This is a genomic window from Flavobacterium sp. T50_26, assembly GCF_057652995.1.
In genome coordinates, this window is record NZ_JBYFCC010000006.1 from 50926 (window position 1) to 62761 (window position 11836).

An 11836-nucleotide genomic window follows, 5' to 3' on the forward strand; every position below is an offset into this window, starting at 1 on the left:
CAGTTAATAATTAACTAATTAACTTCAACAAAGTTAGTATATAGAATAATACCAAAACATCCCTATAAGTAGGTATTTTTTAATTTTTTATTACTTAGAAAAATATTGGAAATTAATCAAAAACTTCAAAGTTATCTCCATCAAAACTAGCAAAAACCATACTTGGATGCGAATCTTGATGAAAAATAGTTCCGTTTTTATCAATAGCAATTGCTCCGGCAAAACCGTCAAAAGGTTTTAGTTCGTTAAACGTTTTTTCAAAAGCAGCTTCTAGCGAAAATCCATCAGTCACACGTGTTACAATTTTGGTTGCCACTGCCCCACTCACAATATCTTCACCAACTCCGGTTAAACTTACTCCACAAAATTCATTAGCATAATTTCCGGCTACTGTGGCAGAATCAGATATTCTCCCCGGAATTTCAAAACCTTTTCCTCCGGTGGAAGTTGCTACCGCAATTTTTCCGTTTGAATCTAAAGCGACACAACCAACAGTTCCCGTTCCGGTTGATTTTAATTTGGCCTCATATTCTGCTTTGCGTTGCGGAATTTCGGTTGAAAAAGCTTCAAAACCATGCTTTCTGGCAAAATTTGTTGCTCCGCTTCCACCCAAAATTCGATCATCAACATTCATCAAAACTTCGGCTACTTGAATAGGATTTTTTACATCTTCAATATTAATCACACCACTCATTTTCATAGAAGTTCCATCCATCAAAGCGGCACTCATTCTGATTTTTCCGTCACTTTGAATTTGCGAACCAATTCCGGCATTAAACAATTCGTCATCTTCCAACAACGAAACGGCATAAACCACAGTTTCTAAAGCAGAATGTGTTTGTAAATAGTCATACGAATCTTTCACAATTTGAATTAATGCTTTTTGCTTAGCAATTTTGGTTTCAAGATTAGTTGATGATTCGGAGAAAAATCCGCCGTGAATTATTATTTTAGACATAATTGAAAATTAAAAAGAACACAGATTAAAGAAATTTTATACTTTTTATAATTTCTACAATCTGTGTTCCAAAACTATTTAAAAATTTATTATTAAATGTATTGCGAAGAATGAATATGCATTTTAAACGTACTCAAATCAAACGTATCGTGAATACTCAAAACATGCGTAACCAAATGATTGATAGAAATAGGTTGACCAAGTTCTACTTGTGTTAAATTTGTGTCTTTTATTTCACGTCCATCAACCAAAATCACCAGTCCGGAACCAATGGCTTCCATTTTTGTATCATTCGTGATTAAAAGACCGGTGTCTTCTCCTAAACCAATTCCTAGCACTTTAGGATTTCCAACAACGGCCTGAAACAAGCGACCAATTCGGCCTCGTTGAACAAAATGAGTATCAATAATCACATCATCAATTAAGCCTAAACCGCTGGTAATTTTTACTTCACCTTTCAAAAGAGCTTCATGACTACTGCCTTGATAAATCATATTATTGGATGCTGCCGCTGCTCCGGCAGAAGTTCCTGCATAAATAAAATGTTCGTTCTTATATTTATCCAATAAAATATCATGAAATTTTGAACCTCCTAAAATAGAAGATAATCTAAGCTGATCTCCACCGGTAAACATAACAACATCAGCTGCTTTTAATCGATTAAGAACTTCTTCATCTCCAGCTTGCTCACGTTTTTCAATATGAAGTACATCAACGTTAGAAGCATTCAAATATTGAAAAGCCTTGACATATTCCGGACCAACTTCTCTCGGAATTTTTGACGCAGTTGTAATAACTTCTATCCTTGAATTTTCTTTGTGTTTTGATTCGTCGATGATTCTTTTTATAATTCCCTTTTCAAAAAAATTCATATTTTTTGAAACATCTTTATCAAAACTTGATTCCGTAAAACTGCCTTTATCAACAGCTCCTCCTATAATAATTAATTTTCCTCTGCTATTCATGCAGCAAAAATAACAAAATCTTAAAACTAAAGTGAAGTTTTATTGAAAATGAATTCTACAAATAACAATTAATTTAGTAATAATATCAGAAATTAATTAACTCTTATTAAAAAAATTTAAACTATAAAATTCTGAAAATCAAAACAAAAAATTCATTTTTAATGACAATTCAAATAAATTTTGATAAACCACACAAAAAAATTATTTTAGTAAAGTAAATATTTCTTATTTTTAACAAAATCATTACACAAAAACGAAACTAACCATTCTTTCAATTTAAGTTTTATGAAAATATTAAAAGTACAAGCTCTTCGCGGTCCAAATATTTGGAGTGTTCAACGAAAAAAATTAATTCAAATGCGTTTGGATTTGGAAGAAATGGAACAATTTCCCACCAATAAAATTGACGGATTTAGAGAACGTCTCGAAGCTATGTTTCCCACAATGATTGAACATCGTTGCTCAGAAGGTGTTCGTGGAGGATTTTTTATGCGAATTGAAAGAGGAACATGGATGGGACATGTCATTGAACATATTGCTCTCGAAATTCAAACCCTTGCCGGAATGGAAACCGGTTTTGGTAGAACCAGAGAAACCAAAACTCCCGGCGTTTATAACGTAGTTTTTAGTTATACTGAAGAAAATGTTGGAATGTTTGCCGCCGAAAGTTCGGTGAGAATTGCTGAAGCTTTGATTGCCGGAACCGATTATGATTTGGAAGCCGACATTCAAAAAATGAAGGAAATCAGAGAACGTGTTCGACTTGGGCCTTCCACCGGAAGTATCGTTGAAGAAGCAGTTTCCAGAGATATTCCTTGGATTCGATTGGGTACAAATTCATTAGTTCAACTTGGATATGGTGTTCATCAAATGCGTTTTCAAGCCACAATTACTTGCAAAACCAGCAATATTGCGGTTGATATTGCTTGTAATAAAGAAGAGACTAAACGTATGTTAGATATGGCATCTATTCCGGTTGCCAGCGGTTCGATTTGTGTTGATGCAGAAGATTTGGAAGCTACAATCAAAAAAATTGGTTATCCAATAGTATTAAAACCTTTGGATGGAAATCACGGAAAAGGTGCGTCAATCAATGTTGTGACTTGGGAAGATGCTGTTGAGGGTTTAGCACACGCTCAAAAATACAGCCGTCGTGTGATTGTTGAAAAATTCATTACAGGATTCGATTTTAGAGTTTTAGTTATTGATAATAAATTGGTTGCCGCAGCAAAACGAGTTCCCGCTCACGTAGTTGGTAATGGTAAAAAAACGATTCAAGAGTTAATTGATATTACCAATTTAGATCCAAAAAGAGGTTATGGTCATGAAAATGTGTTAACCGAAATTACAGTTGACAGAGATACAACTGATTTGTTGGAAAAAATGGGATACACGTTAGAAACTATTCCAAATAATGGCGAAACAGTTTATTTAAAATCAACGGCAAATTTAAGTACAGGTGGAACTTCAGTGGATGTTACTGATATGATGCATCCTGAAAATATATTTTTAGCGGAACGAATTTCACGTGTAATTGGTTTAGATGTATGCGGGATTGATATAATGGCTGAAAATCTTACGCAACCTTTAAAAGAAAATGGCGGTGTAATTTTAGAAGTCAATGCTGCTCCGGGATTCAGAATGCACTTAGCTCCTTCGGAAGGATTACCGAGAAACGTTGCTGCTCCTGTAATTGATATGCTTTATCCTCCGGGAAAACCAAGTCGAATTCCGATTATTGCTGTAACAGGAACGAATGGAAAAACGACTACTACCCGATTATTAGCTCACATTGTAAAAAATAATGGCTACAAAGTAGGATTTACGACTTCGGACGGAATTTACATTCAAAATCACATGTTGGAAAAAGGTGATACCACCGGACCAATTAGTGCCGAATATATTTTGAAAGATCCAACAGTAGAATTTGCCGTTTTAGAAACAGCCAGAGGTGGAATTCTTCGATCAGGATTAGGTTTTAATCGATGTGATATTGCTTTGATTACTAATATTCGCGAAGACCATTTGGGTTTAAATGACATTGATACCTTAGATGATTTAGCACGTGTAAAAAGTGTTGTTGTTCGTAGTGTAAAGAAAGACGGTTGGGCGATTTTGAATGCAGAAGATGAATATTGTATGAAAATTGCCAATGACTTGAGTTGTAATATCGCCTATTTTTCGATGGATGAAGATACGCCACTTGTGAAAAAATTGAGCAAAGAGGGTAAAATTGTAGCCGTTTATGAAAATGGATTTATTACCATTAAAAAAGGAGATTGGAAAATTAGAGTTGAAAAAGCTCTTCATATTCCGTTGACTTTGGGTGGAAAAGCGAAGTTTATGATTCAAAATGTATTGGCTGCGACTTTAGCAAGTTATTTGTATGGATTTAAAACGGATGATATTAGTCTTTCATTGCAAACGTTTATTCCAAGTGTTGCTCAAACACCGGGTAGAATGAATATTTTTGAATTTAAACGATTCAAAGTGATGATTGATTTTGCTCATAATCCGGCAGGTTATTTGGCTATTGAAGATTTATTAAACAATATTGAAGCAACAAGAAAAATCGGAATCATTGCCGGAGTTGGTGACAGAAGAGACGAAGATATTCGTGATTGTGCCGAAATTGCTGCCAGAATGTTTGACCACATTATCATCCGTCAGGAAAAACACTTACGTGGAAGAACAGAACAGGAAATTATTGATTTAATTTTAGAAGGAATTCAAAAAGCGAATCGTCCCGTGACATACGAAATCATTCCAAAAGAAATTGAAGCTATCAAACACGCCATTAATATTGCTGATGATGGAACGTTTATCACTGCTTTAAGCGATGTGGTTACGAATGCGATTGGAATTGTTCAGGAATATTTGGATAAGGAGAATGAGGAGAATTTGAGTTAGTCTGATAATTTGCCTTAATACTGCACCACATCACGAATGAAAAGAATAATTGCCATATCAATAATAATTATGAACCTATTAAATTTATTTGGTTACAAAGCCAATAATGAAAATGACCCTTATTGGAAATTTGACAAAAGTGAACATTTTCGCCCTAAACTTAATAAGGGAGAATTCTATAAATTAAGTGGATTTGATTTTGGCTGGTTTGTACTTGAACCAATATCGAAATTTGTTAATGATAAAGAACACGAAATTGAACGTGGTAAATCTTTATCTTATGGACAAAAAGCACTTTATTATTGGTGGTACCTGGATGCTCAAGTTACAAATGGTGGATTCGTACAATTCTACTACAACGGTTATGCTAAGTACGTTCCAACGATAATTAAAGGACTGGAACATATTGGAGATATTGAAATGGCAAATTTGGTCAAAAAAGCAGATAAAATCTACCAAAAAAATAAAAAGCTAATGGACAAAGCACAAGAAAATGATTTGTTTGGTAGCGACCTTTATGATAGACTTGATGAAATGTCTTTACTCGATGACAATTACTATAAAATGAATGAAAAGACAATGTCTTTGATTGAAAATTACATCCGTAAAAATCCAAATGAAATATGTGTGGACGAATATGGAAAAGAGTTTGATATGACTTTTACTGGGCTATGCAAAACCTACTATGAGAGTAAAAAAATTAAAGAAGAATTTCATCTTGAAAACGGTTTAATTAATGGAGAATTCAAGTCTCTTTTTGAAAACGGTAATCCAAAAGAAATAATTAAATATGAAAATGGAGAACAAACTGGTGAACGCAAAGAATATTATGCAAATGGTAAACTCAAATATGAGGTCATAATTAATTCAACAAAAATTTTAACAATTTCAAAGTGGTATTATGACAATGGAAACCCTGAAAAACTTGAAACGAAAAGACTAAATAAAGATGAAAGATTTGGGGAATATAAAGAATGGTACGAAAACGGACAACTTGCAAAAGCCGGAACATACAAATCAGCATACGAGCGTGCAGGTGAATGGCTAGAATTTTATAAAGATGGAAGTAAAAAAGTTGAAGCAGAATTTGTGAATAGTAATTTCAGATTAATAAATCACTGGAATGAAAAAGGAATGCAAACACTAACTGATGGAACTGGTTTATATGTTTTTGAATACTCGATGTTCGGAGATAAAATTGACAGAAACGAGCAAGAGTATAAAAACTATCAAAGACACGGTAAGCAAAAAACTTACACTAATGGAATTCTTACTCTTTATCAAGAAATGGAAAATGGTAAAGAACACGGAATTACAAGAAGTTTTTACGAAAATGGTAACTTAAAACAAGAAATTGATTATAAGAATGGTAAGCCTGTTTCAATTAAAGAGTTCCCAAAATTTGTAAATCCAAAAGTAAATACAATTATAGTGTCAAGGCTATGTGCAAATTGTTACGAAGAGTATGAAGATTACACATTACCTGATAATGAACCTAAACCACTGAATGAAAAAGAAATAGCAAAAAATTTTAAGGCTGAAAATTCATTATTTAAAGATTATGGCGATGACCACATTTTATCATATGGTTACTTTTTATTTGTAGATGAAAAAGGAATAGTAACAGAAATAAAGTTTGCTGCTGCTGACAATATGTGGTTAGATGAACAAGTCAAGGAAAGTATGGTTAAATTAAAATTTGAACCCGCTCTTAAAAACGCTAAGCCAGTAAAAAGTATTCATTATGTTCAATATCAGTTAAAACTTATTGAATCAGATAAGTAATTAAAAACAAATACTGAGTTATAAGTAAAAAATTATCTAAGTCATAAAAATATTACGTTTTCTGTTTCTTTTTCTTCGCCGCCGGAAATAAAACGTTATTTAAAATTAATCGATAACCGGGTGAATTCGGGTGTAAATCTAAAACGGTTGGTGCATCGCCTACTAAATGTTGGTAATCTTCCGGATCGTGACCGCCAAAATAAGTAAACATTCCTTTTCCTTTGGTTCCGTGAATGTATCGAGCTTCGCTGTTGTACTGATTTTGTCCCATCACTAAAACATGCGATTTTACTAATTCGCTATCAAAAGAAGTGGTTTGCCCCATAAAACCTTTGACTAACATGGTATGATTTTGGCAGAGCATCGTTGGAATCGGATCCCATTTTGCAGAATATTCCATTAAAGTGAAATAATCTTTCTCCATCGGCATTCGTCTTTTTGTGGTCATATCAATATCCGAAAATTCATAAACAGTTGGTGTTCTTTCCAAAATAAAATCTTTAAAAGCGAAAGTTCTGGAGTAATCTATTTTTGATTGATAATTGGGTTCGCTTTCGTCGCCATCAAACATCGGTTCACAAATATCAACACCTTCGGCAGAAAGTGCAATATCAAAACTATCTGTTGCTGAGCACATTGCAAACATAAATCCGCCACCAATCACAAAGTCACGAATCTTTTTGGCTACAGCCAATTTTGACTCTGAAACTTTTGAGTAACCTAATTTTGTGGCTAAAGCTTCGGCTTCTTTTTTCTGTTCAATATACCAAGGTGCATTGCGGTACGCTCCAAAAAACTTTCCATATTGACCGGAAAAATCTTCGTGATGCAAGTGCAACCAATCATACAAAAGCAATTGATCAGATAAAACTTCTTCATCATACACCGCTTTGAATGGAATTTCGGCATACGTTAGAACCAACGTCACGGCATCATCCCAAGGTTGTTTTCCCTTTGGAGTATAAACCGCAATTTTTGGAGCTTTTTCCAATACAACCGATTCCATATTTTGAGATGGACTGCTTATTTCTTCCAAAATTTGATTGGCTTGACCTTCTGATAAAAGTTCAAAAGAAACGCCTCGAATCTGGCATTCTTTTCTAATTTCAGGAGCATCGGGCAATAAAAAAGAACCACCACGATAATTGAGTAACCAACTGGCTTTGTAATCATTTTCTAAAGCCCAATAGGTTATTCCGTAGGCTTTTAAGTGATTTTGTTGCGTGCTTTCATCCATTGGTAAAAGGATGAAATTGGCTTTAACCGTGAAGGAAATTAAAAATATAAATAAGTAAAAAATCGTCTTTTTCAAAATTTGCAAATTTTTTAGTTGGCAAAAAAAGTTCTTATGTCAAAGATAAACGATTTTGTGTGAAGAAAATGATAAAATTAATAACCATATAAGTCAAATAAGTATAACGAAATAACTTATTTGACTTATATGGTAAAAATTAAATTTTAAAACGGTACATCCGAATCGTCTTCCTCCGCATTCATATTACTTCCAAACGCTTCGTTGGCAGAAGGAAGATTTTTGGTAATAAAAGTAGTTTCTTCCGCATTCATTCGTGAAGGTAAATCGCCAAAACCGGATGAATAGTCATCTAAATTATCAAATTTACCAAGGTTTCCGATGAATTTCAGACGGATATTTTCTAAACTTCCGTTACGGTGTTTTGCGATGATAAATTCGGCTTGACCTTCGGTTGGTGAACGCTCATCGTCATCCCATTCATCAATTTTGTAATATTCCGGACGATAAATGAACGATACGATATCGGCATCTTGCTCAATTGCACCCGATTCACGAAGATCGGAAAGCAATGGTCTTTTGCTGGAACCACGCGTTTCAACCGCACGAGAAAGCTGTGATAATGCGATAACCGGGACGCTTAATTCTTTAGCTAATGCTTTTAAATTTCTCGAAATCGTAGAAATTTCTTGTTCACGATTTCCGCCGCCTTTTCCGCCACCGCCGGCAGTCATTAATTGAAGATAATCGACAATAATTAATTTGATTCCGTGTTGCGATGACAAACGTCTTGCTTTTGCACGTAAATCAAAAATAGAAAGAGAAGGTGTATCATCAATAAAAAGTGGGGCTTTTTCTAAGTTTTTCACTTTTACACTCAATTGTTCCCATTCGTGTTTTTCTAATTTTCCGGTTCTTAATTTTTCGGAAGACAATCCGGTTTCGGAGGAGATTAAACGCGTAATTAACTGAACAGATGACATCTCCAACGAGAAAACAGCAACCGGCTGATGAAAATCGATAGCCATATTTCGAGCCATTGAAAGTACGAATGCAGTATTATGTGTAACGGTCATGTCTTCTAATAAGAACAATCTGTTTCCGTCAATTTCAAAACCATAATAATCATCAACACAATCAAACTCTACTTTAATTCCAGTTACTTTCCAATCTACTTTAGAATTCCACTCTCTGGCTTTCTTTCGTTCTATTTTTGTTGGAATTTCTTTAATATTTCCAAAAATTCTTAATCGAAAAGCTTCTCCTTCAAATCCTGTAGATTTTATAGAAGTTTTTTTCTTTTTTAATGAAGTTCTGTATCCTAACGAATCACATAAAAATTTGATTTGTCGGGCTAATTTTTCGTCTTTTTGAACGATTTCAAAACAATTAAATTCAGAAGTATAATAGCCATCTGCATCAATAATTCCGGCTAACAATTCTAATCTATTTTGCTTTGAATTAATAAGATATGATTGAGGAATATGCTTATTTTGGATAACATTCAATTTTCGTAATTCAGTTTGAATACAAGTTGAAAATTCTTCGGATGTGTGTTTGTTTCTGTTAACAATTCCGTAACCATTCGTTTTGTCTACTTGCTCATAGACCACTAATTCTGATTCTAAACGATTAGCGTAATCTTCTAAATAATGAATAACTTCGGTATCAATATTTGTAATCCTTTGACTATAAGAATGTCCATCGCCTAACCACAAACCAAGATAATAAGGCTCTAATGAAACTGGCTTTTCAGAAAAATCAACGGCAACTTTATATCCTTTGTAATTTGATTTGAATTTTTCTGATTTTTCTAAATAATCTTTGACTGTGATATTTAAAACATCTCCTTTTTTATGTCCTCCTTCATTTCTACTTCTTTTTAACGAAAGTATATGGCTTTCATTTACTCGATAAGAAATGGCTTTATTTTGATGAATCCAATACATTTTTTCACGACCACGAGCAATCGATTTTACCATTCTTGGATTAGAATCATCGCCCATCAGCAATTCTCCCGAGGCTATATCTTCAACTTTTTTTAATGTTCCATCAAACATAAGAACGTTTGTTCCTTTGCCTAAACATTTCCCCATACCTGGTCTTGCCGCAATAATAATCAAATCACTGGGTTGCCAACCTGAAGTTACTTTATCTAACTTATCAAAACCGGTTGCGACTCCACTTAAACCTTCTTTGTTTGCAATTTCTTCGATTCGTTTTTTGGCTTGGATAACTAAACTCTGTGCCGTTTCTGAACTTCGTTTAATATTTCCTTGCGTTACTTCGTATAATTTTGATTCGGCTTTGTCTAATAAATCAAAAACATCGGTGGTTTCGTCATACGATTCTTCGATAATTTCCGAAGATATTTTGATCAAACTTCGCTGAATAAATTTCTGTAGAATAATTCGAGAGTGAAATTCAATGTGAGCTGAAGAAGATATCTTTTGAGTGAGCTGAATTAAATAAAAATCACCTCCAACTAAGTCCAATTTTGAGTTTCGTTTTAATTGTGCCGAAACGGTTAATAAGTCAATTGGTTGTGTATCAGTAAACAATTGTACAATTGCTTCAAAAATATATTTATGGGCATCTTTGTAAAACGCATCCGGTTGCAAGATATCAATTACTTCATCAACCCCTTTTTTATCAATCATCATCGCTCCCAAAACGGCTTCTTCTAAGTCAAGAGCCTGCGGAGGAAGCTTTCCTTTTTCTAAGTTTATTATCGTAGTTTTATCTACTTTAATCGGGTTAATATTTCGTAAATTTTCCATTTGGCTAAAGTAACTATATTATAAAAAAATGCCTGAAGTTTTTGTTAGTAAAAGGATGTTAACAACTAATTTATATTGTTAATAACCCAAAAAAAATCCGAAGTTCAGGGCTTCGGATTTTAAGTATAATAATGTAAGAATTATTCTTTGAACTCGCCCATCTTACTGTATTTATCCATCCTTTGAGCCACTAGCTCAGTTGTTGATAAATCTTTCAATTCGTTATATCCTTTGATAATATATTGTTCAACAGTTTTAAATGTTGTTTCTCTGTCGTAATGAGCTCCTCCAAGTGGTTCAGGAATAATTTCATCAATTAACTTCTGTTTTTTCATATCATAAGAAGTTAATTTTAGAGCTTCTGCAGCTTGTTCTTTATATTCCCAACTTCTCCATAATATAGAGGAACAAGATTCGGGAGAAATAACAGAATACCATGTGTTTTCAAGCATATAAACTCTGTCTCCTACTCCAATTCCTAATGCTCCACCAGAAGCACCTTCACCAACAATAACGGTAATAATTGGTGTTTTTAAACGAAGCATTTCAAAAATATTTCTGGCAATTGCTTCACCTTGTCCACGTTCTTCGGCTTCTAAACCTGGATATGCTCCGGGAGTGTCGATTAAAGTAACAACCGGAATTCCGAATTTTTCAGCCATTTTCATCAAACGAAGAGCTTTTCTGTATCCTTCCGGATTAGCCATTCCGAAATTTCTATATTGACGTGTTTTGGTGTTAAACCCTTTTTGCTGACCAACAATCATAAACGACTGACCGCCAATTTTCCCTAATCCGCCAATCATTGCTTTGTCGTCTTTGAAATTTCTATCGCCAAAAAGCTCTAAAAAAGTTCCGCCGCACAAAGCTCTCACGTGATCCATTGTGTATGGACGACTTGGATGACGTGACAATTGTACACGTTGCCAAGCGGAAAGGTTTTTGTATATTTTTTTCTTAGTTTCTTCTAATTTTTTCTCAATTTGTTTGCAAGTTGCGGTAACATCAACGTTAGATTCTTCACCGATAATTTGGCATTTGTCTAATTGATCTTCTAACTCTTTGATTGGAAGTTCAAAATCTAAATATTCCATAGGTTTCGACAGATTTTAGTTTAGTTTGAGTAGCAAAGATAGAATTTTATCTTGTTAAGAAAAGCTATTTTTAATGTTAAGTTTTAAAAAAT

At 33.9% G+C, this 11836-nt stretch carries 7 protein-coding genes; 2 read left to right on the forward strand and 5 right to left on the reverse strand.

Annotation, left to right across the window (positions count from 1 at the left end; translation table 11 throughout):
* Positions 1 to 112: 112 nt before the first annotated feature.
* Together AC23MC_RS04960 and AC23MC_RS04965 are read right to left on the reverse strand one after the other, a co-directional pair.
* A complete protein-coding gene (locus AC23MC_RS04960; protein WP_487567354.1) occupies positions 113 to 958 on the reverse strand; it encodes an isoaspartyl peptidase/L-asparaginase in 846 nt (281 codons plus the stop codon).
* A 92-nt stretch (positions 959 to 1050) separates the two neighbouring features.
* Complete coding sequence (locus AC23MC_RS04965; protein ID WP_487567353.1) at positions 1051 to 1923, reverse strand: cyanophycinase; 873 nt, start codon at positions 1921 to 1923, stop codon at positions 1051 to 1053.
* Between the two features lie 285 nt (positions 1924 to 2208).
* On the opposite strand from AC23MC_RS04965, the gene cphA reads away from it, so the two are divergent.
* Entirely contained in the window at positions 2209 to 4833 is a 2625-nt protein-coding gene (gene cphA / locus AC23MC_RS04970) for a cyanophycin synthetase (protein ID WP_487567352.1), read from the forward strand.
* Between the two features lie 36 nt (positions 4834 to 4869).
* Positions 4870 to 6618: a DMP19 family protein gene (locus AC23MC_RS04975; protein WP_487567351.1), complete on the forward strand. Its 1749-nt coding sequence runs from the start codon at positions 4870 to 4872 to the stop codon at positions 6616 to 6618.
* 52 nt (positions 6619 to 6670) lie between these two features.
* Here the strand turns inward: AC23MC_RS04975 and AC23MC_RS04980 are convergent, their stop codons facing one another.
* The 3 genes from AC23MC_RS04980 to AC23MC_RS04990 all read right to left on the reverse strand — a co-directional run bounded on the left by AC23MC_RS04980 (position 6671) and on the right by AC23MC_RS04990 (position 11744).
* Positions 6671 to 7855: an asparagine synthetase B gene (locus AC23MC_RS04980; protein WP_487567397.1), complete on the reverse strand. Its 1185-nt coding sequence runs from the start codon at positions 7853 to 7855 to the stop codon at positions 6671 to 6673.
* Between the two features lie 221 nt (positions 7856 to 8076).
* On the reverse strand, positions 8077 to 10650 hold the full coding sequence (dnaB, locus tag AC23MC_RS04985) for a replicative DNA helicase (protein ID WP_487567350.1): 2574 nt from the start codon (positions 10648 to 10650) through the stop codon (positions 8077 to 8079).
* A 140-nt stretch (positions 10651 to 10790) separates the two neighbouring features.
* The gene (locus tag AC23MC_RS04990) at positions 10791 to 11744 is read right to left on the reverse strand and encodes an acetyl-CoA carboxylase carboxyltransferase subunit alpha (protein ID WP_487567349.1); all 954 of its coding nucleotides are present in this window, start codon (positions 11742 to 11744) and stop codon (positions 10791 to 10793) included.
* Between the last annotated feature and the right edge of the window lie 92 nt (positions 11745 to 11836).

Excerpts from the sequence above, each read along its gene's own strand:
- cphA (WP_487567352.1), top strand. The coding sequence starts at position 2,209 with ATGAAAATATTAAAAGTACAAGCTCTTCGCGGTCCAAATATTTGGAGT.
- AC23MC_RS04980 (WP_487567397.1), bottom strand. The coding sequence starts at position 7,855 with ATGGATGAAAGCACGCAACAAAATCACTTAAAAGCCTACGGAATAACC.
- dnaB (WP_487567350.1), bottom strand. The coding sequence starts at position 10,650 with ATGGAAAATTTACGAAATATTAACCCGATTAAAGTAGATAAAACTACG.
- AC23MC_RS04960 (WP_487567354.1), bottom strand. The coding sequence starts at position 958 with ATGTCTAAAATAATAATTCACGGCGGATTTTTCTCCGAATCATCAACT.
- AC23MC_RS04990 (WP_487567349.1), bottom strand. The coding sequence starts at position 11,744 with ATGGAATATTTAGATTTTGAACTTCCAATCAAAGAGTTAGAAGATCAA.
- AC23MC_RS04965 (WP_487567353.1), bottom strand. The coding sequence starts at position 1,923 with ATGAATAGCAGAGGAAAATTAATTATTATAGGAGGAGCTGTTGATAAA.
- AC23MC_RS04975 (WP_487567351.1), top strand. The coding sequence starts at position 4,870 with ATGAAAAGAATAATTGCCATATCAATAATAATTATGAACCTATTAAAT.